At 47.4% G+C, this 24,469-nt stretch carries 19 protein-coding genes; 15 read left to right on the top strand and 4 right to left on the bottom strand.

Annotated elements, in window-relative coordinates:
* Positions 1-7: 7 nt before the first annotated feature.
* The 3 genes from NF543_RS02895 to NF543_RS02885 all read left to right on the top strand — a co-directional run bounded on the left by NF543_RS02895 (position 8) and on the right by NF543_RS02885 (position 2,841).
* Positions 8-739 carry a rhomboid family intramembrane serine protease gene (locus NF543_RS02895; protein ID WP_257666598.1) on the top strand — a complete coding sequence of 244 codons (732 nt, stop codon included), beginning with the start codon at positions 8-10 and terminating at the stop codon, positions 737-739.
* A gap of 102 nt (positions 740-841) precedes the next feature.
* Positions 842-1,714, top strand: a complete 873-nt coding sequence (locus NF543_RS02890; protein WP_257666597.1) for a rhomboid family intramembrane serine protease — start codon at positions 842-844, stop codon at positions 1,712-1,714.
* A complete protein-coding gene (locus NF543_RS02885; protein ID WP_257666596.1) occupies positions 1,714-2,841 on the top strand; it encodes an endonuclease/exonuclease/phosphatase family protein in 1,128 nt (375 codons plus the stop codon). The genes NF543_RS02890 and NF543_RS02885 overlap by 1 nt, the downstream gene beginning before the upstream one ends.
* Positions 2,842-3,518: 677 nt before the next feature.
* Here NF543_RS02885 and NF543_RS02880 read toward each other — a convergent pair.
* Complete coding sequence (locus NF543_RS02880) at positions 3,519-5,288, bottom strand: hypothetical protein (protein ID WP_257666595.1); 1,770 nt, start codon at positions 5,286-5,288, stop codon at positions 3,519-3,521.
* 280 nt (positions 5,289-5,568) lie between these two features.
* Between NF543_RS02880 and NF543_RS02875 the strand changes: the two genes are divergently transcribed.
* Positions 5,569-6,666 (top strand): vWA domain-containing protein, encoded by a 1,098-nt coding sequence (locus tag NF543_RS02875; RefSeq protein ID WP_257666594.1) that lies wholly within the window; start codon positions 5,569-5,571, stop codon positions 6,664-6,666.
* 164 nt (positions 6,667-6,830) lie between these two features.
* Positions 6,831-8,309 carry a sigma 54-interacting transcriptional regulator gene (locus NF543_RS02870; protein WP_257666593.1) on the top strand — a complete coding sequence of 493 codons (1,479 nt, stop codon included), beginning with the start codon at positions 6,831-6,833 and terminating at the stop codon, positions 8,307-8,309.
* Positions 8,310-8,313: 4 nt separating this feature from the next.
* Here NF543_RS02870 and NF543_RS02865 read toward each other — a convergent pair whose 3' ends face one another.
* Entirely contained in the window at positions 8,314-8,814 is a 501-nt protein-coding gene (locus tag NF543_RS02865) for a DUF6702 family protein (protein WP_257666592.1), read from the bottom strand.
* Between the two features lie 209 nt (positions 8,815-9,023).
* On the opposite strand from NF543_RS02865, the gene NF543_RS02860 reads away from it, so the two are divergent.
* From NF543_RS02860 to NF543_RS02850, 3 genes are all read left to right on the top strand, one after another.
* A complete protein-coding gene (locus NF543_RS02860) occupies positions 9,024-9,596 on the top strand; it encodes a HupE/UreJ family protein (protein ID WP_257666591.1) in 573 nt (190 codons plus the stop codon).
* A 197-nt stretch (positions 9,597-9,793) separates the two neighbouring features.
* Positions 9,794-12,139 carry a M1 family metallopeptidase gene (locus NF543_RS02855; RefSeq protein WP_257666590.1) on the top strand — a complete coding sequence of 782 codons (2,346 nt, stop codon included), beginning with the start codon at positions 9,794-9,796 and terminating at the stop codon, positions 12,137-12,139.
* 75 nt (positions 12,140-12,214) lie between these two features.
* Positions 12,215-13,306 (top strand): Ldh family oxidoreductase, encoded by a 1,092-nt coding sequence (locus tag NF543_RS02850; RefSeq protein WP_257666589.1) that lies wholly within the window; start codon positions 12,215-12,217, stop codon positions 13,304-13,306.
* On the opposite strand, the gene NF543_RS02845 is transcribed toward NF543_RS02850, so the two are convergent.
* Positions 13,281-14,981, bottom strand: coding sequence for an AsmA family protein (locus tag NF543_RS02845; protein ID WP_257666588.1), 1,701 nt, complete (start codon positions 14,979-14,981; stop codon positions 13,281-13,283). The genes NF543_RS02850 and NF543_RS02845 overlap by 26 nt on opposite strands.
* A 124-nt stretch (positions 14,982-15,105) precedes the next feature.
* Here NF543_RS02845 and NF543_RS02840 point away from each other — a divergent pair, with 124 nt between their 5' ends.
* Positions 15,106-15,303: a hypothetical protein gene (locus tag NF543_RS02840; RefSeq protein WP_257666587.1), complete on the top strand. Its 198-nt coding sequence runs from the start codon at positions 15,106-15,108 to the stop codon at positions 15,301-15,303.
* Between the two features lie 60 nt (positions 15,304-15,363).
* Here NF543_RS02840 and NF543_RS02835 read toward each other — a convergent pair whose 3' ends face one another.
* Positions 15,364-15,801 carry an RrF2 family transcriptional regulator gene (locus NF543_RS02835; protein WP_257666586.1) on the bottom strand — a complete coding sequence of 146 codons (438 nt, stop codon included), beginning with the start codon at positions 15,799-15,801 and terminating at the stop codon, positions 15,364-15,366.
* Between the two features lie 176 nt (positions 15,802-15,977).
* Here NF543_RS02835 and NF543_RS02830 point away from each other — a divergent pair, with 176 nt between their 5' ends.
* The 6 genes from NF543_RS02830 (at position 15,978) to NF543_RS02805 (ending at position 24,402) form a co-directional block, all read left to right on the top strand.
* Positions 15,978-16,490: a helix-turn-helix domain-containing protein gene (locus NF543_RS02830; RefSeq protein ID WP_257666585.1), complete on the top strand. Its 513-nt coding sequence runs from the start codon at positions 15,978-15,980 to the stop codon at positions 16,488-16,490.
* 504 nt (positions 16,491-16,994) lie between these two features.
* Positions 16,995-17,780 (top strand): tyrosine-protein phosphatase, encoded by a 786-nt coding sequence (locus NF543_RS02825; protein ID WP_257666584.1) that lies wholly within the window; start codon positions 16,995-16,997, stop codon positions 17,778-17,780.
* A gap of 201 nt (positions 17,781-17,981) precedes the next feature.
* Complete coding sequence (locus NF543_RS02820) at positions 17,982-18,791, top strand: polysaccharide biosynthesis/export family protein (protein WP_257666583.1); 810 nt, start codon at positions 17,982-17,984, stop codon at positions 18,789-18,791.
* A gap of 19 nt (positions 18,792-18,810) precedes the next feature.
* Entirely contained in the window at positions 18,811-21,174 is a 2,364-nt protein-coding gene (locus NF543_RS02815; protein ID WP_257666582.1) for a GumC family protein, read from the top strand.
* A gap of 472 nt (positions 21,175-21,646) precedes the next feature.
* Complete coding sequence (locus NF543_RS02810) at positions 21,647-23,584, top strand: polysaccharide biosynthesis protein (protein WP_257666581.1); 1,938 nt, start codon at positions 21,647-21,649, stop codon at positions 23,582-23,584.
* A gap of 53 nt (positions 23,585-23,637) precedes the next feature.
* The gene (locus NF543_RS02805) at positions 23,638-24,402 is read left to right on the top strand and encodes a CpsB/CapC family capsule biosynthesis tyrosine phosphatase (protein ID WP_257666580.1); all 765 of its coding nucleotides are present in this window, start codon (positions 23,638-23,640) and stop codon (positions 24,400-24,402) included.
* Positions 24,403-24,469 lie beyond the last annotated feature (67 nt).

The following is a 24,469-nucleotide window of genomic DNA, read 5'->3' as shown; positions in this document are numbered from 1 at the left end:
AAACGATATGTACAATAACACATCATCCCCTTTTACAGGCCTACCTCCGGTGGTCAAAAATCTGCTTATCATCAATATTATCTGCTTTTTGGGCACCATGATCTTCGATCAGGCTACCCGATTTTTCGGTGTATATTACCCAGATTCACCCTTTTTTAAAATATGGCAGATCATCACCTACATGTTTATGCATGGTGGGTTTGCACATATCTTTTTCAATATGTTTGCCCTATTTATGTTTGGGCCTATATTGGAGCAGGTTTTAGGTGCCAAACGATTCATCAACTACTACCTCATTACCGGCCTTGGTGCCCTTGTGTTGCAGTTTGGCGTACAAGCCCTTGAGGTTTATCAGATTACCGGCACGATATCCGCCAGCCAATGGCTGCGCTTTGATATGCTTGAAGGCATGGTTTATGGCAACCATCCATCATTGACTCAAGAAGACTTTAACAAACTGGTATCTGTTTATAATACACCCATGGTAGGCGCTTCGGGGGCTATCTATGGCTTATTGATTGCTTTCGGTTTCTTATTCCCCAATACACCGTTAATGCTCATCTTTTTGCCGGTACCCATAAAAGCCAAGTATTTCATCCCGGTGATGATTCTCATCGAACTGTTTCTGGGTGTATCACGTACGGGTTCTTCCATTGCGCATTTCGCACATCTCGGTGGCGCCCTATTTGGATTTTTACTGATCAAACTGTGGGGAATCAAGCGCCCGAATTACTGGTAAAGGATCGGTATTTTTTTTCTTTCTTATCATAGGTAAATGATTCAAAATCATTTTTTGCTATATTAGCAACGGTTATCAGCAAGTAGCACAGGGAGGATAGCGATGAAAACGTCATTATTTAGCGATTTATGGCATAAGGCTTTCCATTCGGGAAACCCACTCTACCTGTTTATCGCCATCAACATTTTAGTGTTTGTGGTGGTAAACGCCCTTTCGTTGGTTACGGCATTGGGGGTTACCGATATGCCCTTGTCTGCCTACCTATCCGCTTGGCTGCAACTTCCTGCTTCGGTGTCATCCTGGTTATATAAACCATGGACCATCGTCACCTATATGTTTACCCAACAGGGATTCTTCCATCTTCTTTTCAATATGCTTTGGCTTTTTTGGCTGGGTATCATTTTCCTCGATTTCCTCAAAAAAAGGCAGTTTATTTTTGTTTACCTCGCCGGCGGGCTTGTAGGTGGGCTTTTGTACCTATTGGCGTATAATTTAATCCCTGTGTTCAAGGCCGACGCTTATCGTACCGTGCTAATTGGCTCATCTGCCAGCGTAAGTGCCGTCGTTTTCGCAACAGCTACCCTATTACCGGATTATTCCATCCGAATGCTCTTTTTTGGCAACGTGAAGCTGAAATACCTGGCATTGGCATTTATCGTGATTGACGTACTGGCTATCGCTGGGCTCAATGCGGGAGGGAGCATTGCACACATTGGCGGGGCACTCCTTGGTGTCGTTTATATCAAACAGCTACAAAACGGGAACGATTGGAGTCTTATTTTACGGCAACGCAAGAAGCGCAAACTCCGTGTAGTGCGCAACGATACCCCAACGCAGGAAGAGCCTTTGGTACCAAACCAAGAGGTCATCGATCGCATTTTGGACAAAATCTCGCAATCCGGCTATGAAAGCCTTACAAAAGCCGAAAAAGAAGCCTTGTTTAAGGCCAGCAAACAAGGCCAAAATGAATACTAATGGTAAGAAGGAAATCGTGGCGCATAAAACGACTGAGCATCGTCAGTAAATCCATCTTATTCGTCAATCTTTTTGCTGCCGCTGGGTTAGTGTTGAGTTACCTGGCCCCGATCATCAACCCGAAAACCTTCTGGCCCTTTGCCTTCCTGGGAATAGCTTATTTACCCTTGCTGGTCGCCAATTGCCTATTTATTGCGTACTGGCTCATACGGCGTGTTCGCTATGCCGGTATTTCTTTTATAGCCATTGTGCTTGGATGGGGCTCCCTTAATAAACATATTGGATTCAATAGCAGGGTGCCTGAGGCAATCGTGGCCACGCCAGACACGGCATATATCCGTTTGCTCACTTACAACGTACATCTTTTCAGGGCCTTTGAGCAGGAAAACATGGACCTTACCATTAAGGAGAAAATCATGAAACTTATTGATGGCACTTCTCCTGATGTGGTATGTATACAAGAATACTATACTCGGCAAAAAGGCGAGCATAAGATGTCTGCAGCGTTCAAGGAAAACGTGGGGTTACCTCATCATGTCATCCTTCCCACCGCCCAAAACGATTATGAAGCCTACGGTCTGGCCATTTTTTCCCGGTATCCCATTGTTTCTTCGGGCGACTTGCCTGCCCATGAACATGGGGTAAACCGGATTATTTATGCTGATATTGACAAGAAAGGGAAGATTTTCAGGGTATATAATGTCCATTTGCGATCGTTTGGGTTTCAACAGGAAGATTATGATTTTATCAAGCGCCCAACAAAAACCATCGAAAAGGATGCCGCCTCCACTAAACGTATTGGATCACGATTGAAACATGCATTTGGGGCCCGCAGTGCGCAGGCCGAAGCGCTACGATCTCATACGGATGAATGCAAAACCCCTTACATTATTGCAGGAGATTTCAACGACACGCCATTATCATACGCGGTAAACAAGGTGTCTTCTGGCTTACAGAATGCTTTCCGCGAGAAGGGAAGAGGCTGGGGGGTGACCTATAATGGAGATTTTCCCAATTTCCAAATTGATTACATCCTGGCCAGCAAGGAATTCAAAATACACCATTATCAAATCATCAAGGAGAAATTATCGGATCATTTTCCTGTCTGGGCCGACCTGCAGCTTTGAAATAAAAAAACGGAGAACCGCCTCTTTCGATTTGAATTCTCCGTTTTAACCTTAATTACAACCGTGGCTGTAATCAAGGTATCAAGTCTTGTATCTTTGCCGGTATCCGTTTAATGCTATTCCGGTGAAAGCTTCACATTTCGTAATACATTTGCCGTTTGCCGCTTCTCCGTAGAGTAAGCAGCCACGTACAACCCCGAAGCGTATGTTTTGATTGGGACAGTTCCCTTTTTTTCAAGGTGTTCTGACAAATCTCCGTCCGATATGAAACCTTCTAGAGCCAATCCATCGCTAAAAGCTATCCTGAAATAGTTGCCTTTCGACACTGCTTCGTTTGTGGACACTTAGTTGGGCGATTCAAAGAACTTCGTACTTGACATTGACTAAGGTAGCAACAAAACGCTTATATTGCAAGAAAAAAATGATTTATTTTATTAACAAGTTTTCCACCTTTCAGACCCTATTTATCAACAACCGATTCGTACCCATAGTAGCTTTCAGGCACCATTAATTAATATTTAGCTAACGTTATCCACATATTCGGTTTACTGTTCATTCACAATCGAAGGTGTTAAGATGGAGGTGGGGCCTTGGTATTTTCTGCTTAAATTAGGGTTATGAGGAATTTTTTTGAGGCTTTTTGCTCGAATCAGCGCATAAACGACTCAACAAACCTGCTAATCTTTCTTTTTCTTTTTACCAAACACCCGCTTAAAGAAGCCTTCCGTCTTCTCGGATGCTTTCTTCGCTTCTTCGGCGGTATTCATCAGGCGTCGTTCTCGCTCTTCGCTGATTCCTGCACACTCCTTAATTCCTTGTAATAGGCTCTGCGTAAGTGTTTTGAAAAATGAATAAGTATGCGGACGCGCGTAATTAATCCTTCCCGTGTGGTACTTCCCGTTGGCATCGGGATTACTATCATTGATGATAAAGCTGTTGGTCAAAAAAGAAGCCACCTTCATGGACGACCTTTGCTTGCTATTGTCGCTGGCAATCAGGTTGAGCTTCATCTTGTTATAATCAAACTGTAGCGAACCCCTAGCACGATGATCATCGGCCTTCACATCAAAATGGAGCCCCTCAATGTTTGCACTGGCTATCTCGGCATTGAGCAGCGGTGTCATGATCTGGTTGAACGGTTTCCCATTCATCGGGCCGAGGCGTCCCCGATAGGTAAATGCCCCATGTTTGTCCAGCATATCGAATGCAAATACCGTAGTTAGTTTCCCCGTATTCATAACATAGGTGGTCAAATCGGCCTCCATCGTATTGTTTTGGATGAGGGCCGAGCTATCATTAGTCACATTACGGATAATGCCATTTACACGGTCAAAAGTTATTTTTCCTTCTTTCTTATGTTTTTTGCTTATCTCGGCATAGCTAACGTCTACGCCATCTATAAGTACGGAATCTATCTTTAGGTGCTGCTTCAACTTCAGCAGCAGTTGATGTGGCGACTTGCCGATTTTGTTCGTAAGTCGCTTAGGATACCGCAAGTCATTTGATATGGCTACCGTACCACTGTCGATATGCAGGCTTCCGGCATAAATTTTTTGGCTGTTCACAAATCGGTGCAAGTCGATATGTTCAAAACGGATGTGGGGCAAGGAAATGATGGCCATATCCTTCGCCTCTTTCTTCCGCCGGTAGAATTCGGACCGGTTCATTCTGGGCGCATACTTCAAGCCTGTAAGCACGACTTCCCTTTCGGCAGTGGCCACCTGAAGGCGATCGAAACTCACATAGTAGAAGCTATCGGCTGTTTCATGCCGGAATCCAGGCATATCCAAGTCAATTCCCCGGGCATAATACAACCGGGAGGTATCAACCTGTGAAAGTGAGTCGATGAGGATATCGCGTAACGTTAGGTTGATGTTGCGAAGGGCCAGTTCTTTCACAACGCTGTCTGTTTTCATGGAAAACTTGAACTGGATATCATTAAACTGGATGTTTTCCACGCTCACCTCATTCAGCATATTGGATATGCGTTGATAAAGCATCAGCGAATCTTGGCTTTTCGCTGCCGTATGGTTATATGCATGATATTCATTCATCACATGGATGGAGGGGGTGTCAATGATGATGTCATTGATATGGAGCTTACGTTCCCTAAGGATACGACGGGGATGGAACTGCCTAATCCGTAGGTCTGCGATCATGATGTTGTAGATATTGTCCGGTGCTCGCTCTTCAAGCACCCGCCTTGCATACACCTGGGTGTCGGGTATCAATTGTAGGTTTGTAATGGAGGCATTGCCTGTGACTACATTAAAATCGACCTCGTCGTAATGAATTTGGTAAAGGCTATCCGTGGCGTTTACGACGGCTTGCCTGAGCCGGGTTTCCAAAATCGGCTTCCAATGCCTGCTCAGATACCAGCCCCCTGCGGCCACAATAACCAGCAAGCACGCAACAATACCAATCATCCATTTCCAAATCGGTTTCATAATAGGCAATAAGGTATATCATTAAGTCTATCCTGTCAAACAGTCAACATCCTATTGACCGAAAGAACAATAATCGACTAGGAATGTTTTCGTAAATATAGAGAAAAGTAATTTAAAACCTGCTGGATCAAAGGCGGTGGATTCAAATCTTCACTTGGCGCCATTAAAAAAATGACATCCAGTTGAACCAGTTATTACCATAAAATAATTACCTTCGGCTTAGAGCCTGTTTAAAATTCATCTAATAAATTTTTTATAGGCTCTTAACATTTTTATCAGTATGCGTGGTTTCCATTTTTCCAAATACATCCCCAATGCGCTGCCCAATGGTGGTTTTGATGAGCTCTTGAAACTTTTCATGGAGCTACTCCAATATACTGCGGGCGATGCCATGGAAGCATTGGCCTGGCTCAATGAATTGGATAAGCAATACCATATTACCAACGATGACTACGGCATGGGCGATTTTATCCAGGACCTTAAAGACAAGGGCTACCTGAGTGATGATCCCGCCAATGGCGCATTCCGGATTACAGCCAAAAGCGAGCAGGCTATCCGCCAATCGGCTCTGGAAGAGATTTTCGGGAAGCTGCGGAAAAGCGGGCGGGGCAACCACAGTAGCAACCTTTCAGGATTGGGCGAAGAGAAAAATGCCGACCGCCGTGAATACCAATATGGCGATAGCCTCGATCAGATTGACATGACGGCCTCCATCCACAATGCGCAGATAAACCATGGGATCGGCAATTTCACGCTTACCGAGCGCGACCTCGAAGTGGAAGAACGTGATTATAAAACGCTTACCTCCACCGTGCTGATGATCGATATTTCACACAGCATGATCCTCTATGGCGAGGATCGCATTACCCCGGCCAAGAAAGTAGCCATGGCCCTGGCCGAGCTCATCAGCACGCGCTATCCGAAAGACACGTTGGATATCGTCGTGTTTGGCAATGATGCCTGGCCCATCACGATCAAGGACCTTCCCTACTTGCAGGTGGGACCTTACCATACCAACACCTTGGCGGGACTGGAACTCGCTGCAGATTTGTTGCGTAGGCGCAAAACGCATAATAAGCAAATCTTCATGATCACCGATGGCAAACCTACCTGCCTCAAGGAAAATGGCCGCTACTATAAGAATAGTGTAGGGCTTGACAGGAAAGTGGTCAACAAGACCTTGAATATGGCTGCGCAGTGCAAACGGCTCAATATCCCCATCACCACGTTCATGATTGCCCGCGACCCCTACTTGCAGCAGTTTGTCCGCCAATTCACGGAAACCAATGGTGGCAAAGCATTTTATAGCTCACTACAGGGATTGGGCGAATACATTTTTGAGGATTATATCCGTAATCGGAGGAAAACGGTGCGGTGATTTTTTACAATCCGCTTTCCGCGGATACGCCGTTCGCAAATGGAGCGAATAAACAAACCCCGACGTAGGAGGGTCCATTGATGTTTCTAAAAACAAACAGGAAATCAATAATAAACGAATTAGCAAAGTTCAAATAAACGAATAAACGAATCAGCAAATAACAAATGATAAACATCCATACCTTAGGCGAACTCAAGAAATCAGGATACCAACACCGCTCCGTAAAAGAAGAACTTAGAGACAACCTCATCAAACACCTACAAGAAAACAAAGCCGGATTCCAAGGGATCTTGGGGTATGACGATACCGTAATCCCTGAGTTGCAAACAGCTATCCTATCACGCCACAACATCCTACTGCTGGGCTTGCGTGGACAGGCCAAAACACGCATCGCGCGCCTCATGGTGGAGCTGCTGGATGAATATGTACCCTATGTCGCCGGCAGCGAATTACTTGATGATCCCCTCGTCCCCATATCTTGGTATGCAAAACAAGAAATCGCCGTCAAAGGAGACGACACGCCCATCGCCTGGCTGCACCGCTCGGAACGCTATACCGAAAAGTTGGCTACACCAGACGTCACCGTGGCCGACTTGATTGGCGACGTAGACCCCATCAAGGCCGCTACATTGAAATTGACTTATAACGATGAGCGGGTTATCCACTTCGGCCTCATCCCCCGGGCGCACCGAGGCATCTTCGTCATCAATGAGCTTCCAGACTTACAGGCGCGTATTCAAGTGGCACTCTTCAATATCCTACAAGAGAAAGACATCCAAGTCCGCGGTTTCAAACTCCGCCTGCCACTTGATATCGAGTTTGTCTTCACGGCCAATCCCGAGGATTATACCAACCGTGGAGCCATCGTTACCCCACTCAAAGACCGCATTGAAAGCCAAATATTAACGCATTACCCCAAAAGCATTGATATTTCCAGAAAAATCACGTTCCAGGAATCACGTATCAGTGCAGCGCAGCAGGCTACTATTGAAGTGGACGGCCTGTTGAAAGATTTGGTGGAGCAGGTCGCCTTTGAGGCTCGCAGGAGTGAGTTTGTCGACCAGAAGTCGGGCGTGTCAGCGCGCCTCACCATTTCCGCTTATGAAAATCTGGTCAGTGCCGCCGAACGCCGGAAACTCATCAACGGCCAGAAGAAAACAGTGGCGCGACTCGCGGACTTTGCCGGCATCATCCCCGCCATCACCGGCAAGGTGGAATTGGTTTATGAGGGTGAGCTTGAAGGGCCGGTGCATGTGGTGCATCGATTGATCGGATCGGCCATCAAGACCTTGTTTATCAATTATTTTCCGCATCCTGAAAAAGCCAAAAAATCCAAGAAGGAAAATCCATACCAGTCCATCATCGATTGGTTTAGCGATGGCCATACGGTAGACCTTTCAGATGACCTTAACGATAGCCAGTATAAAAAGGAACTGCTCAAGGTGCCTAGTTTGCAAGCATTGGTCAAAAGGATACACCCCAAACTTGCCGAGAGCCAACAGCTCCTATTGATGGAGTTTGTGCTCCATGGCTTAGCCGAGCATTCTCAACTCAACAAATCTTACTTCCACGGTGGAGTCGGTTTTTCAGATATGTTGGGCAGCCTCTTTGATGGGGGTTTTGACGAAAATGAATTTGATTAACGAATCAGCGAACAAGCGAATCCGCAAACTCAAAAACAGCTCTACTTTTCGGATTATCCAGCTTCGCGCTCTTGCGCTTCCCGTTAGCCGTAATGTGCATGATATTGCTCTGTTTGGGAAATTGCCCGAAAAGGATGCGATTATCGATGGTGATGTTCGCGATGTGCCTAATGTTATTCGCTTCCAGGTAACACCAAGCTACGTCATCTTCAATTTCATAGCCCAGGTATCGCAGGTTCACCTGTTCACCATTGACCGCTAACCTAAAGTGTTTAAGGAGATAACCGGCAAGTAAGCTATCCATCGCACGCTTATCCGCCGCTGTCGGGTTAATCAGATCCACCCGTTTACCTCCCCCAGCTTTAAGGGCATCCTCTAAGTCATCATAGAAAATCCTGCAGCTCACTTCCACGCTTTGTGCTTTTTCGTTGTAATCCACCGCAGCGATACTTACGTAAAAGGGATGGAAAATCAGCAAGAAGACATTGGTAATTATACTCAGCATAAGGTTTCCATACATGTCGGCAACTATATACCGCTATTTTTTTTGTTACCGGTTGCGTTTTAGCTACAATAAATGTAATATTGCTGCGAACTTAGATAAATTCTCCTTTATACGCAATATAATTGCTTTACATATAAAGGAGAATTGATCGATTTCTCGGCTGCCATTGAAAACTTAGTTGTAGAGGAATATAGCAACAAAAAGCCAACATGCAGGATTTCAGCATATATTTCGAGCTCGGCTTGCAACACATTCTGGATCTATCCGGTTACGACCATATCCTTTTTGTGATTGCACTGTGCTGTACCTATTTCATCAAGGACTGGCGCAAGGTAATCGTGTTGGTTACCGCATTCACTATTGGCCATTCCCTTACCTTAGCATTGAGTGTTTTTGACCTTGTCAGCGTAAATACCGCATTGATTGAGTTTCTTATTCCGGTTACCATTGTCATCACCGCTTTCAGCAATGTGGTCAAGAAACGTAAAGCAGCAAAGACCGACTGGCTTACCTATGGCTATGCCCTGTTTTTCGGATTGATCCATGGATTGGGGTTTTCTAATTACTTACGGTCTTTACTAGGCAAGGAGAGCAGCATTACCACCCCCCTGTTTGCCTTCAACGTCGGGCTGGAACTGGGCCAACTGGCCATTGTTTTCATCGTCTTGTTGCTGTCTTTCGCTGGCACTAGGATGTTTTCCATATCCAAACGCGACTGGACGTTTTTCCTATCAGCGGCGATATTTGGTATTGCGTTGGTGATGGCGTTGGAGCGAATATAAGGGAAATAGTGTCTTTCCGCTCTTTCGCCTCCGCGGCGAAAGAGGGCAGAAAGATAGCGTAAAAGCAAAAAAGCATTTGTACAAAAAAACTCCCCATTTTAATTATCCCCTCAAGTTTCCATTATATTAGCAAAAGATTTAACTTTACCGGAAAAATCTGAAGTCCTTAACTTCGTCCCGGCAAAAGCACGTAAAACATGAAACACCATCAACCCCTCTTCCTTAGCAGCTTCTTGGTTGTCATTTCCTTCACTGCAACTGCGCAGCTTCAAAACAACCCCGGTTCCAATCATGGCAATAAGTTCGAACAATTGGGCACCATATTGAGCGACCCCAATGTGTACCGCACGGCCTCCGGGGCCCCGGGACACCAATATTGGCAGCAGAAGGCCGATTATGTCATCGATGTGGAGGTAGATGACGAAAACCAACGGGTTATAGGGTCGGAAACCATCACGTATACCAATAATTCGCCCGACCCCTTGAATTACTTGTGGATACAACTCGATGAAAATGAGCATGCGCCGGATGCTGAAAGCAAAAAATTTGATGGGAGTTCCTTAAGTGAACGTGTAACCCCCAGGCAACTACAGCAAATTATCGGAAGCGATAAAGACTTTGGGGTAAACATTCGAAAGGTAGCCGATGGCAGCGGCAAGCCCTTGGACTATACCATCAATTACACGATGATGCGGGTCGAATTGCCTACCCAGTTGAAGCCGGGAGCCAAGTTTGTCCTTCAAATTGACTGGCAATACAACATCAGCAACCGGATGGAAGAAGGGGGACGTGGAGGCTATGAGTACTTCCCCGAAGACAAGAATTACATCTATACCATCGCCCAATGGTATCCACGCATGGCGGTCTATTCAGATTTCCAGGGTTGGCAAAACAAGCAATTCACTGGCCGGGGTGAGTTTGCCCTGGTATTCGGCGACTTCAAAGTCAACATCACCGTGCCCGCGGACCACATCGTAGGGGCCACGGGTGAATGCCATAATTACACGACTATGCTCACATCTGCACAACTCGAACGGTGGAAACAGGCCCAACAGGCGGATGAACCCATGGAGGTAGTCACGCTGGCGGAAGCGCAGCAGGCCATGCAGAATAAGTCCACAGCCAAAAAAACGTGGGTGTACGAGGCCAAGAATGTGCGGGATTTCGCCTTTGTTTCCTCTCGTCGCCTAGTGTGGGATGCCATGCGCGTGAAAGATGGTGTAGCAGGCAATACCCCCATGGCCATGTCATACTACGGCCCTGAAGCCTATCCACTCTATCGCCGTTACTCCACCAAGGCAGTGGCCCATACGCTTAAGGTCTATTCCAAGCACACCATCCCCTACCCTTATCCCGTGGCCATCTCGGTAGAAGCGGCCAACGGCATGGAATACCCCATGATTTGTTTTAACTACGGACGTGCCGATAAAGATGGCACCTATACGGAAGCGACCAAATATGGGATGATCAGCGTCATCATTCACGAAGTGGGGCACAATTTCTTCCCCATGATCGTTAATTCAGATGAGCGTCAATGGACATGGATGGATGAGGGGCTCAACACCTTCTGCCAATTCCTTGCCGAGCAGGAATGGGACAAGGATTATCCCTCCAGGCGTGGGCCAGCGCACAAAATTGCCGACTACATGAAGCTCCCCAAAGATCAATTGGAGCCCATCATGACCAACTCGGAAAACATTGTTGAATTTGGCCCCAATGCCTATGCCAAACCGGCTACCGCCCTCAACATCCTGCGCGAAACGGTGATGGGCAGGGAACTTTTTGACTATGCCTTCAAGGAATATGCCCGCCGTTGGGCTTTCAAGCACCCTACCCCAGCCGATTTCTTCCGCACCATGGAAGATGCGTCGGCGGTAGACCTCGATTGGTTTTGGCGGGGCTGGTTTTTCGGTATCGATCCCGTAGACATCGCCTTGGATGACATGCAGCATTTCCAACCTGCTGGAGCCCCAGAAGTTAGTCAAGAGGAGGCAAAAGCAGCGTTTGAAGAAGACCTCAATACCATTTCAAGACAACGCAACCTGGACGCCGGCACCAATTATGCCGTGGAAGCTGATACCAGTTTGCAAGATTTTTACAACAAATGGGATCGCTTTGCTTTAACAGCCGAAGACAAACAGGCCTTCGAACGGTACTATCAATCGTTAAACGAACAGGAAAAAGCGCTTTTTGATGGGAAATACCACTTCTATGAACTGAAATTTTCCAATAAAGGTGGATTGGTCATGCCCATCATCATCGAATGGACGTTCGCTGACGGCAGCACGGAAATCGAACGCATACCCGCTTATATCTGGCGCATGAATGAATACGAGGTGAGCAAGGTATTTGCCAAGACCAAGGAAGTCAAGGCTGTGCGGCTCGACCCCTTGAGCGAAACCGCGGATATCGATGAGGACAACAATTACTGGCCACGTAAGCATACACCCACCCGGTTTGAGCTATTCAAACAAGGGAATGCCCCAGCTCGGGGAGCTTCCTCGGGACCAAATCCGATGCAGCGGGCTAGGAGCGGGGGTTAGTACAACTTTACCGTCATTGCGAGCAAGAGCATAGGACAATGAGGAGGAGCGAAGCAATCTAAAATGCAATAAAAAATGACAATCCCCGAACAACAATTACGCGATTTCACCTACAGCATCTTCAAATCCATCGGATGTCCGGAGGATGATGCCGTTTTAGCTACGGACGTGCTCCTATCGGCTGATTTACGGGGTATCGACTCGCATGGGGTGGCGCGCCTCAGTGGGTATGTGCGCCTTTCGTCAACAGGGCGACTCAACCCGAAGCCGGCGATCCGCGTGGTGCATGAAACCCCCACTACCGCCACCGTGGATGGCGATGGAGGGCTGGGTCTTGTGGTCGCTCCATATGCAATGGACATCGCACTGGCGAAAGCTCGCCAATACGGCTCGGGATGGGTGGCCATCCGAAATTCCAACCACTTTGGCATTGCCGCCTACCATGCGCTCAAAGCGGTGGAGCAGGATATGATCGGCTACGCCATGACCAATGCCAGTCCCTTGGTGGCCCCCACATTTTCATCGGAGCGGCTATTAGGCACCAATCCCATGTGCTATGCATTCCCCGCCGGGCAATACCCTCCCGTGGTGGTCGATATGGCGACATCGGCCGCAGCCAATGGCAAGCTGGAAGTCGCCGAACGATTGGGCAAACCCATTCCGGAAGGCTGGGTGCTCACTAACGAAGGACAAGCAACTACCGACCCTACCGACCTCAAAAAGGGCGGCGTGTTATTGCCCTTGGGGAGCGATTACGCCCATAGCAGCCATAAAGGCTTCGGGCTATCGGCTACTGTAGACATCCTTTCGGGGGTATTGTCGGGTGCCAACTACGGACCATGGGTACCCCCTTTCGTGCCTTACCTGCAACCCCTAGCAGACCAACCCGGTCAGGGTATCGGGCATTTTGTGGGAGCCCTGCGGGTGGACGGTTTCCGTCCCGTGGCCGATTTCAAAACAAACATCGATCAATGGATTACGCGCTTCAAAAATGCTAAGCGAATTGATGAAAATCAGCAAGTGATCATCCCCGGTGAACCGGAAAATCTAGCCATGGCGACACGCAGAACGCAAGGCATCCCCCTAGCCCCAGCCGTATGGCAAGACCTCCATGCGTTAGCCACGCAATTTGGGATTGATCTCACCCCTCCCCATCCGCCGCATTGAGTAAACGCTCCTCTCCCTGCTTACTCATGCCCATGCATTGCTTCATACCCTCAAACAAGGTTTGCCAAATCATTTTGAAAAACGAATAGGTAGGTGGCCTTTCAAAATCGATGTTGGCCGAATGGTATACGCCATTCGCATCGGGATTGCTGTCGTTGATCAGGAATCGATTGACCAAAAAAGAAACCACTTTTTTGGCCGACTTCTCTCCTTCATCGTTGGAGGTAAGCACATTCAGTTTCAAGTTGCGGTAGTCAAACTGTAAGGTCCCGCTTGTGCGGTAATCATTCGCGTTCATGTTGAAGCTCAGCCCCTGCATATCAGCGCTGGCGACCTCCGCATTCATTAATGGCGAGAGCATGCGGTTAAATGCCCTTCCATCCATGGCGCCTAACTTAACCGTATAGGTGTGAGCTCCCGCTTTGTCCAGCAGGTCAAATTTAAACACGACCGAAAGCTTTCCTGCGTTCATCACCTGAGTCGTCACATCAAGCACCATCATGCTATCTTGCGCTAGCGATAGGCTATCGTTTGTCAAATTACGGATTATCCCGCTCGTTCGGTCAAACGTAACCTTCCCCCCTTTTCGGTATTTTTCACTAATCTCCGCAAAGCTAATATCCAGCCCATTCAGTAGTACGGAATCGATGGCCAAGGGCTGCTTCAGATTTAGCAAATGCTGGTGTGGCGACTTCCCAATCTTATTTTCAACCAGTTTAGGGTACAGCAAGTCCTTGACAATCGAGATCGTGCCGCTGTCGATATGCATCGTCCCGGCCGCGATGGTTTGGGTGTCTACCCATCGTTGCAAATCGATATCCGCCAAGCGGATGCTGGATACGGAAATAGCTGCCATGTCTTTGGCTACTTTCTTCTGGCGGTAAAACTCCGTCATACTCACCAGTGATGCATAGGTAAGTCCATGGATCAGCAGCTGTCGGGTATCGGTTGCCGCTTGCAGATGGTCTACACGGAGGGAATAGAGGCTGTCAGGCCTGATGAACTCCACACCCGGCACATCCAGTTGGATGGTCCGCGCATGGTAAAATCGGGACGTATCAAACTGCGACAATGAATCGATCAGCACATCCCGTATGGCGATATCGGCATGCTGCACAACCAAGCGCGTTGCATCCGTTTCTTTCGCATATTCGAACCGACCGCTATTCAGTTGGATCCGATTCACGTTCACTTTCTTCAGCACCTTGGAAATGCGCTGGTAAAGCGACCTTGAATCGCTGTCTTTAGCTAGGGTATCGTTGTATGGGTGGTAGCGATTAGTCAGGCTTACCGATGTTGTGTCGATGACGATTGTATGAATATCAAGCGATTTGGAAATAAGCATTTTCAGCAAGCTAAGCCCCCTGATACGTAGGTGAGCGGCATGGATTTCATAGGTATCGTCCGGCGCCCGCTGTTCGCGTTCCATCCGGCTATACACTGCCGTGTCCATGGTTAAGCGTAGGTTTCTCAGCGAAGCATTGCCGCTGATCAGCGAAAAATCCAGTGTATCGTAGGTGATTTGATAGAGGCTATCGGTTTCATGGATCACGGCCTCCTTCAGCTTGGTTTCTATGGTAGGCTGTAAACGCCTACCAAGGTACCAGGCACTTACTAAGGATATTATAATCAGGCCAGCCGCTATGCCGACTATCCATTTCCAGATAGGTTTCATCGACAAGGAAACACCAAGGGGGGTGAAAATGTTTTAAATGCTACCATTGCTCGCGAAGTGAGTCTTAGCGGCTTGTAATTTTTGAAGTTAAATACCTATCTTTGTATTAAAGATATCATAAAAAATGATTGCGTTAAAACCACAATACATTACAGATAGTGCCGGTAATCGCCTGGTTGTGTTACGTGATTCTGAATTTAAGTCACTTCTGGAAGAGCTTGAAGAGTTAGAAGATATCCGTTTGTATGATGCTGTAAAAAAAACAGATGATGGTGCCCATATCTCGTTTGAAGATTACATGGCCAAATTCGACAAAAAATAATGCCTAAATACACTGTTCTTTTAACCGAAAGAATATATATGATTAAACTGTAGACCCGAATCAAACTTCCAAACTCAGTCGCTTTTCTTTATTGATGATATCCGCTATGCTGGTGTCGTTGAGAATTTGCAGCATGGCATTACGCACCTCAATAAAAGTATCGCGGATGCCGCATACTTCTTCCGACTTGCATTCGTCGCAACTCCGGTAAAAATTAAGGCTTACGCAGGGCAGTAAAGCAATAGGGCCATCCACCAATCGCATCACCTGTGACAGCCGGATGTCTTCAGGAGCCTTGTTCAGGCCGTATCCTCCGCCCGCACCTTTTTTACTGTACAAGATTCCGGCATTGCGCATTTCCAATAAAATCTGCTCCAGGAATTTCTTCGGAATGCGCTCCTCCTCAGCAATGCGCAGGATCTGCATCGGCTCATTGCCGTAATTCTTGCCCAGTACAATCAGTGCTTTAATGGCATATTTTGTCTTTTTGGATAACATCCCTGGCTACTAGTGGTTTCTCTAAAAAGCAAAAGTACGATTTTTCTGCAAATCAGCGAAACCCGACGCAGGAGGGTTCATTGATGCCTTTAAAAACAAACAGGAATCAATAATCACCAAACTTGCTATCAACCAAAAAAACGAGTACCTTTGTTGCTCAACTCGCAAGCAAACACATGCTCGATTCACTCATCACCTCCAAAACGCGACTGCGTTTACTGGTTAAGTTTTTTATCAACGCGGCCAATCGGGGGCACATGCGCGGATTGGCCGAAGAATTCAATGAATCCACCAATGCCATCCGCAAGGAGCTCAATAACCTCTCCGAAGCCGGTTACCTCGAAAAACAAGCCGAGCAAAACCGCGTCTCCTACCGGGCTAACGTCAAGCACCCGCTATTTGGCTCGTTGCAGGACATCGTTCGAAAGTACTTAGGGCTGGACACGATTGTGACAAAAGTGCTCGATCGCATGGGCGATGTGGAGCAGGTAGTCCTCATTGGCGATTATGCAGCAGGTCGTGACAGTGGCGCCATTGAAGTGACCATCGTTGGCCAATCGTTGAATGCTGATTACCTCGAACGACTTGGGCCCAAGATTGAAGAACTCATCATGCGAAAGGTACTGTTTACATTGCGTGACACACGGATGCGTGACGGATTGGTCTTATATGAACGGGATGAGCGCTGATCATTAATTTCTGGTGTTACCATATGATTACAGGGTAATTGCACACCAGGAAGTCAAATGAGATTATCAAACGGAAATCGGGGTTTGTCGGTCATATTACTAGCACAAACCCTCCGTAGAGCTTTTAATGCCACCTAGGAGATTTTGCGGCTTGCAAGTTGATGCACTACCACAGTAGCAAAAGATCCAAGTGGCGAGTTTTTTGCTTACTTTTTTGCGGAAAAAAAGTAAGGCCTTGTCGCGGCAGCGACGGAAAGCATGAGCGATTGGTTAAATAATTGAAAGAGTTTAAGATCGATTGCTCTGAGATTATCAAAACATCGTAAAAAATGGCTTCATATTTGTTATAATAGGAATTAGGTTGAAAACTGGTCGATAGCAACCCGTTTCAATAAGTTATAAATACACGAATCACTAGGTTAATTGGGAATATTTCCCCACCATCGTGTATCGTTTTCTGGTTATGACTCGTTGCATAAATACAGTAGACAAAATTTAGGTTACATGGCGTTTTTCTTTTTCAGCAAAAAAAAATCCGTACAGTTTCCCATCGGGAACCTGTTGAAAGTAGATATCCATTCACATATTTTGCCCGGCATTGATGACGGGGCCCCCAACGAACAAACCTCCCTCACCTTGATACTGGGTTTGGCCGAAATGGGCTTTGAGACGCTCATCGGCACACCACACGTCATGGCCGACATCCATACCAATACCCGGGATACCATCCAAGCGGCTTACATGAAACTGCAAGCTCATTTGTTGGCCCATCCCGGACTGCCCAAACTCCATTATGCAGCTGAGTATATGATGGATGAAGGCCTTGCCCCATTGATCAAGCAGCAAGGTTTACTGACATATGGCGCCACCCAGTATGTCTTGGTTGAAACCCCCTACTTATATCGCCCGTTAAACCTTGAAACGTATTTGTTCCAGCTGCTGACCGCTGGCTATACCCCCATATTGGCACATCCAGAGCGATATCATTACTTAACGGGCAATCCGAAGGAATATGAAAAGTTGAAGGCCCTAGGTTTTGCTTTTCAGGTGAACTTGCTCTCGTTGGTAGGCTACTACGGTAAGCAGGAAAAGCAGGCCGCCACTTGGTTACTTCAAGCCGGCCTCGTCGATTTCCTGGGCACAGACCTGCATCACGAACGGCACCTGCGGCACCTGCGTAAATTTACGGTAGAGCAACAGGTAGTCAACGCATTGGAATCCGGGAATTTCCGCAACGAGCAACTCCTTGAGAACAATAACACACTGCAAGCCGCAATAAATACGCATTAAAAAACCAGTTTTAAGCAAGCAATTAACACCTTACAAGTTATCCTAGCATATAGAACCTGATAATTAAATTGAATTGTTTAAAGGAAATACGTTACTTTTGCCAACATTTATGGTTTACAGGCATGTAAACAACGCTTTCCATGCCCATATGATTTTTCACGACATAATCCAATAGTTTTGGCTGGCAAACAACACATTCCCATGCAGCATACTCGTCTTATACGTCGGTCACCCGCAACGCTGATCATTAGTGTCATGGTGCTTCTATTCGCTTCTTCATGTGGTTCAAGGCAGAAGATGGTTTATTTCAATAACCTGCCCGATACCGCCATCTACCATACGTCGATTCCGGCTATTGCAGAGCCCACCATCCAACCGGGGGATGTCCTGCGGATCAAGGTGAATAGCCTTAATCCCGAAACCAACCGCTTATTCAATGCCGGAACCCTGCAAACCGCCGAAGAAAGCCGGTACAGCAGTGCTGAAGAGGGAAATGTAAGCGGAGAAGGCTATTTAGTCAATGCCGATGGGTTCATCAGTTTCCCGGTCATCGGGCAAATTCAGCTAGAAGGACTCACCCGTGATCAGGCGAGGGTGAAATTGGTAGGTTTAGTCGGCGAATACGTCAAAGAACCCATCATCAATATCCGGTTTTCAAACTTCCGCATCACCGTAGTGGGTGAAGTAAAACGGCCGGCCACTTTCACGGTACCCAATGAGCGGATCAACATTATTGAAGCCCTTGGGCTCGCCGGTGATCTCACCGAATTTGGAAAGCGGGAGAATGTGTTACTCATCCGTGAATCGGAAGGCCAGCGGACCCTGGTGCGGCTCAACCTCAATGACAAAGAGACACTCAATTCACCCTATTTCTTCCTTCGCCAGAATGACGTGTTGTATGTAGAACCTACCCAATACCGCGATCCCAGTGGCGACCGGACGCTCCGTATACTTACGGCCGTATTCTCCGGCCTCACCGCATTGGGCTTGTTTTTGCAGCGTATCATATAACCTCATTAAGTTCGCATAGATGAATACGAAGATCGCTCCGGAGCAAGAAGAAGTACAAATCGATATCAAGGCCTTATTACTCAATTACCTGCGGCATTGGCATTGGTTTGGCATATCCGTCCTGTGCTGCCTGTTATTGGCCTTTCTGTACCTACGGTATGCCACCCCGGAGTACCAAGTGAGCAGCACGCTGCTAATCAAAGATGACAAGAAGGGTGGAGGCGCGGCCGATATGGGTGCCTTTGCCGATCTGGACATTTTCAAATCCGGCCAAAATATCGCCAATGAAATTGAAGTATTACACAGCAAAGGCCTGATGCAGCGGGTGCTCACCGAATTATCATTACAAGTGTCTTATTATGCAGAAGGCACAGTCAAAACCACCGAGCTCTATGGGGAAAATTTGCCCCTTCGGTTGACGGTAAATCAAGTCGATACGGTAGCCTTTGAAACCGACCTTAAAATTCGGATTAAAGGACAGAATCGCTTTGAGTTGCTGGAAGGGGATGAATCTCCTAAGGAATATGGCTTTGGGACAGAGATTAAACGCCCGTACGCCCATTTCACCGTAACCGCCAGCCAAGCCATCGAGGAGGGTACAGTCATACGGATTGTCTTCAATGACATGCGCAAAATGGCCAACCGTTATAATCGGGATCTTTCCATTAACCCAGTCAACAAAGACGCCAGTGTGATCACCATTAGTCTCGTGGAGCCGGTGAAGCAAAAAGGGGTTGATATCATCAATAAGCTGGTTGAGCTTTATAACCGGGAGACCTTGGAAGACAAAAACCAACTTGCTTCCAATACTGTTCGATTTATTGATGATCGGTTAGTGTTACTGGTATCCGAACTTTCCGAAGTAGAGCGGGATGTGGAACGCTATAAACGAGAACACGAGATTACAGGCGCCAGCACTGAAATCGAACAATACTTGGAACAAGCCGGTGAATACAACCGCAAAGTAGCCGAATATGAAACCCAATTGAGCGTTCTGGCTTCCATTGAAGAGTACCTGCAGCGCGATGACAATAAAAACCAATTGGTACCCAGCGCACTTGGGATTACCGATGTGACGCTTCAAGGTTTGATTGCCCGCTTCAATGAGTTGCAGTTGGAGCGGCAGCGCCTCTTGCGCACCACACAGGAAGGCAGCCCGTTGGTGCAAACGGTGGATGAGCAACTGGCCAACCTACGCAGCAACATCCAGGAAAATCTGCGTAACATCAAGGGCAGTCTGGAAATCACGCGTGACAACCTCAAGGGAAATACCAGTCAGTTTCGGAGCCGCATCCAGCGGGTACCCACGGTAGAGCGGGACTTACTGGAGATCCAGCGCCAACAAGGCATTAAAGAGGCCTTGTACGGCTACCTCTTGCAAAAACGGGAAGAATCGGCAATTTCCCTTGCATCCAATGTGAGTAATTCCCGTGTTATTGATGCGGCCATGGTAGGTGATGAGCCCGTAAAGCCCAAGAAAATGTTAATTATGCTCTTCGCGCTTATTATGGGGGTAGTCGTGCCTGTAGCAGCCCTTTATGCCAAAGACCTGATCAACGATAAGGTCCAGTCAAGCAAGGAGGTGATCAAGGTTGCCGATGTACCGATTTTGGGTGAACTGAGTCATAGCGACGAGGAACAAGTGTTAGTCGTGAATAAGTCTACCCGTACCGAAATTGCCGAATTATTCCGATTGATCCGGACGAACCTGCAATTTGCCGTCGGAGGGGGTGAAAACCGAGTGATGCTGGTAACCTCCAGCATGAGTGGGGAAGGCAAGACCTTTTTCAGTATTAATTTAGGGGCCAGCCTCGCGATTACCGGTAAGAAAGTCGTCCTGCTGGAATTTGATATCCGTAAACCCAAATTATTGAAAGATTTGGGCCTTAGCCCAAATAAACCCGGCATCACCAACTTTTTGGTAGACTACGCCTTGACCGTTGATGATCTCGTCTTTGATTCCGGTTTGGTAGATGGGATGGCGGTGGTCGGATGTGGGCCCATTCCACCCAATCCTGCCGAGCTCTTAATGAGTCCACGTATACGGGAACTTTTCGATGGCTTGAAGGAGCAGTATGACCACGTTATTATTGATACCTCCCCCGTAGGGCAGGTAGCCGATGCCTTTACCTTAAGTGCCCAAGCAAATTTAACGGTGTACATGATCCGTTATAACTATACCTTCAAGCAAAATCTTTACATCGTCAAAGATGTTTATGAGCACAAAAAAATCCGGAATTTGATGGTGGTCATGAACGATGCCAAAGCAGAGAATGGCTACGGGTACGGATATGGTTATGGCTACGGCTATGGTTATGGCATCGAAGTCCCCAAAACCTTCTGGGATCGGATTAAAAACCGGCTTTCTTTCAGGCGGCGATAGGCCCAATGTTTTTCGCCCTCACAAGGCTGGTCTGTGATCGACGTTGCGCAGTAGGCATGGGGAGCCAATCGCTTCGATCATCAGGACGAACGAAAACAATACCCCCATACCCCCTCTCTCATCATGGCATCATCTTTGCTTTTATAGCAACACTAAGATTTATCATAATAGTAGAATTTACGTGCTAGCTATTGCTTTTTTTACTACAACGTATCGAGATAAATCAAAAACAATGCGTTGAGCGAAACTATTGAGGGAAACATTCATATTTTCATAACAGCAGGTACATCGTACCTTAACTGATTAAGTGTAACTTTATTACAAGCTACACTTGGGATACCTGTCGCTAAAATAGGTCAGGTATCGCTTGCTTTAGCAGACAATGAATGAGGCATTCTATTGGCTACTTTTTTGTTACTGAATAGTAAATCATTTGCTCTCCCGATCACATCACAAATTTATAGGCAATGTTATGAACTACTTTGACGCTGCTAACCTGAAAACCGCCCCACGATGGGTCATCTTGTTTGTGGATACCCTGCTACTATCCTTTGCCCTCGTGGTTTCCTTGTTGTTCGCTCAGAATTTTTCCCTAACTTTATTCTTTCAGTCGGGAATCATCGTGTTGATCTTTATCCCCATTGCTGCCGCTGTGCTGTTCCTGATGCGCATGCACAGGGGCTTGGTGCGGTATACCAATACCACGGATATCGGCCGCATACTGGCCACCACGGCCTTGATCAATATAACGATGGGCCTTGCACTCCAAGTAGGCACGTTTCCGTCGATGGGGGTGACCATTCGAAAAATGGGAGCCCTATTGTTCGCTAATTGGGCGATAGGCACCTTATTATTAATCCTCATGCGCTTATCCATCAAGGAACTATACCATGTGTTTTCCGGAGGAAACGGCCATAGCAAAACCAAAGCCGCTATCTATGGAACGGATCACAACGCCGTCATGATCCGTAAAGCACTGGAAAGCCTGCACGAACAGGGGATGCGGGTCATGGCATTTGTCGACCAATCCCGCAGCCGTTTGCACAGCACCATTGAGCAGCGCAAGGTCTATCATGTAAAGCATCTTCCCTATCTGAAGGAAAAACATGGAATCACGCACCTCATCCTCGCTAAGGAGAACTTGGGTAAACGGGATAAGAAGGTCATTATCGAACGCTGCTTGCGGCTCGGTATCAAGGTACTTACCGTACCGCCGGTAAATGAATGGGTATTTGGGACCATCCAGCCCCAGCAGGTGAAAGACCTGCAGATCGAAGATTTGCTGGAGCGCCCGCCGATTGTGATCAATAACCGCGAAGTGATGAAAAGCCTGATTGGAAAGCGGGTGCTGATTACGGGTGCAGCAGGCTCCATCGGATCGGAAATTGCCCGCCAAGTCTTGGCCTTCCAACCGGAAAAGGTCATCCTATGCGACCAAGCGGAAAGTGCCCTTCATGAGCTCCTGTTGGAACTGCAGGAAGCCCACCCCGCCGACATCGCGGCGCCGTTCATCGGCGATATCTGCAACGCCACGCGCATGAAGCAGCTTTTTGCCAGTTATCTCCCCGAGGTGGTGTTTCACGCTGCGGCGTATAAGCATGTGCCCATGATGGAGCACCATCCGGAGGAAGCCGTGACGACCAATGTGGGCGGTACGCAGATGTTAGCCGACTTGTCGGTAGTGTATGACGTCGAGAAATTCGTGATGATTTCAACGGATAAGGCGGTGAACCCCACCAACGTCATGGGGGCCTCCAAGCGCATTGCAGAGATTTATGCTCAGGCGTTAGACGCCAGTAGCCAAAATGGGAGAACGCGCTTTATCACCACCCGATTTGGGAATGTATTGGGTTCCAACGGGTCGGTTATTCCCCGGTTTCGCAAGCAGATTGAAGCCGGTGGCCCCATTACCGTTACCCATCCGGAGATTTGCCGTTATTTCATGACCATACCGGAGGCCGTTCAATTGGTATTGGAGGCCGGAACAATGGGCAAGGGTGGGGAGATATTCGTGTTTGACATGGGTAAACCGATCAAAATTGTAAACCTGGCTAAAAAGATGGTCCTATTAGCGGGTTTAAAACCAGGCAAAGATATTGATATCGTTTTCACCGGGCTCCGACAGGGTGAAAAACTGTATGAAGAATTGTTAAACGATGCCGAGCAGGTCTTGCCAACTCACCATACAAAAATCAGCATTGCCCGTGTACGGGAATATGCTTATGAGGAGGTCATGGATCAGGTATCTGGGCTATTGGCGGCCTGCCAACAGCAGCTCACGGATGATGTGGTTATACAGATGAAGGCCATCGTTCCGGAATACCTTAGCAACAATTCGCCATTCCAGGTATTGGATCGCAAGCAAGAACCGCGCATACCGTTAAAACCACTGTTGACGAGCCCGTACTGATATCCCAAGGAGTATTACATAATAGTGATAAACTGTTTATAACCCGAATGATGATGATTGAGTTACTCCAAAGAAGGCATCCGTTTCCCATTAGCCGGGCAACCACCGTTGACACGGGTATACACCTTATTCCGGATACACCGGAGGGGACATCAAATTTGGCTTCAACGGTACAACTGGTAGGTGGGCTGACCGCATTGGGTATCCAACATTTTGTATTCACCTCGTTGGTTTCTACCGAACATCCTACTGCGCTACAGACCGCCCGTCGAGTGTTTCAGCAGCTTTGTGAAGCCGTTGACCAAGCTGGCATTCCTTCCTACCTTTCCTATATCCCCACGTATGTTATCGATGACGCGTTTGAGCACTGGGTGAAAAGCCATCCCTTGGAAACTTTATATGGGGAATATGTACTACTTGGCATAGCTGGCAAACAACACGTGCGGGAGCTCAAAGGGCCGCTGTTTGAAGTACGTGCCCGTGGCTACCAGCCTATCATCATGCAGCGTGAACCCGAGCAATATGCGAAGCTCAGCATACGCGCGATTGCGTATCTACGGTACCTGGGCTGCTTTTTCCAGCTTGGATTGACCACTATTATTGGTAAGCATGGCTATCGGGCAATGACCATGGCTGAACGCATGTTGGCAGCTGGGTATGTGGATTTTCTCAGTACAGGTAGTTGCACCCCAGAAGATATTCATAAGCTGGAAGCGTTTGCCACCCTTCCTAAGACTTCAAAGGCATTACGGCTAACGGCAACTAGGCAACTGGAGCTCCTTCGTGGTAAAACAGCTAATTTAGCACCATTATCTTAATTTCTAAGTGTAATTCGTAAAAAGTTGACTAACTAAAAAAAATGAGTACCTTTGTTGCTCATTATGG

The sequence above is a fragment of the Parapedobacter tibetensis genome (assembly GCF_024704835.1).
GTDB lineage: Bacteria > Bacteroidota > Bacteroidia > Sphingobacteriales > Sphingobacteriaceae > Parapedobacter > Parapedobacter tibetensis.
Note: the sequence above shows the minus strand (reverse complement) of the source record. Positions and strands in the feature narration are given on the sequence as shown.

Coding starts and splice junctions, on each gene's coding strand:
- NF543_RS02895 (WP_257666598.1), top strand. CDS start 8: ATGTACAATAACACATCATCCCCTTTTACAGGCCTACCTCCGGTGGTC.
- NF543_RS02890 (WP_257666597.1), top strand. CDS start 842: ATGAAAACGTCATTATTTAGCGATTTATGGCATAAGGCTTTCCATTCG.
- NF543_RS02885 (WP_257666596.1), top strand. CDS start 1,714: ATGGTAAGAAGGAAATCGTGGCGCATAAAACGACTGAGCATCGTCAGT.
- NF543_RS02880 (WP_257666595.1), bottom strand. CDS start 5,288: ATGAAACCGATTTGGAAATGGATGATTGGTATTGTTGCGTGCTTGCTG.
- NF543_RS02875 (WP_257666594.1), top strand. CDS start 5,569: ATGCGTGGTTTCCATTTTTCCAAATACATCCCCAATGCGCTGCCCAAT.
- NF543_RS02870 (WP_257666593.1), top strand. CDS start 6,831: ATGATAAACATCCATACCTTAGGCGAACTCAAGAAATCAGGATACCAA.
- NF543_RS02865 (WP_257666592.1), bottom strand. CDS start 8,814: ATGCTGAGTATAATTACCAATGTCTTCTTGCTGATTTTCCATCCCTTT.
- NF543_RS02860 (WP_257666591.1), top strand. CDS start 9,024: ATGCAGGATTTCAGCATATATTTCGAGCTCGGCTTGCAACACATTCTG.
- NF543_RS02855 (WP_257666590.1), top strand. CDS start 9,794: ATGAAACACCATCAACCCCTCTTCCTTAGCAGCTTCTTGGTTGTCATT.
- NF543_RS02850 (WP_257666589.1), top strand. CDS start 12,215: ATGACAATCCCCGAACAACAATTACGCGATTTCACCTACAGCATCTTC.
- NF543_RS02845 (WP_257666588.1), bottom strand. CDS start 14,981: ATGAAACCTATCTGGAAATGGATAGTCGGCATAGCGGCTGGCCTGATT.
- NF543_RS02840 (WP_257666587.1), top strand. CDS start 15,106: ATGATTGCGTTAAAACCACAATACATTACAGATAGTGCCGGTAATCGC.
- NF543_RS02835 (WP_257666586.1), bottom strand. CDS start 15,801: ATGTTATCCAAAAAGACAAAATATGCCATTAAAGCACTGATTGTACTG.
- NF543_RS02830 (WP_257666585.1), top strand. CDS start 15,978: ATGCTCGATTCACTCATCACCTCCAAAACGCGACTGCGTTTACTGGTT.
- NF543_RS02825 (WP_257666584.1), top strand. CDS start 16,995: ATGGCGTTTTTCTTTTTCAGCAAAAAAAAATCCGTACAGTTTCCCATC.
- NF543_RS02820 (WP_257666583.1), top strand. CDS start 17,982: ATGCAGCATACTCGTCTTATACGTCGGTCACCCGCAACGCTGATCATT.
- NF543_RS02815 (WP_257666582.1), top strand. CDS start 18,811: ATGAATACGAAGATCGCTCCGGAGCAAGAAGAAGTACAAATCGATATC.
- NF543_RS02810 (WP_257666581.1), top strand. CDS start 21,647: ATGAACTACTTTGACGCTGCTAACCTGAAAACCGCCCCACGATGGGTC.
- NF543_RS02805 (WP_257666580.1), top strand. CDS start 23,638: ATGATTGAGTTACTCCAAAGAAGGCATCCGTTTCCCATTAGCCGGGCA.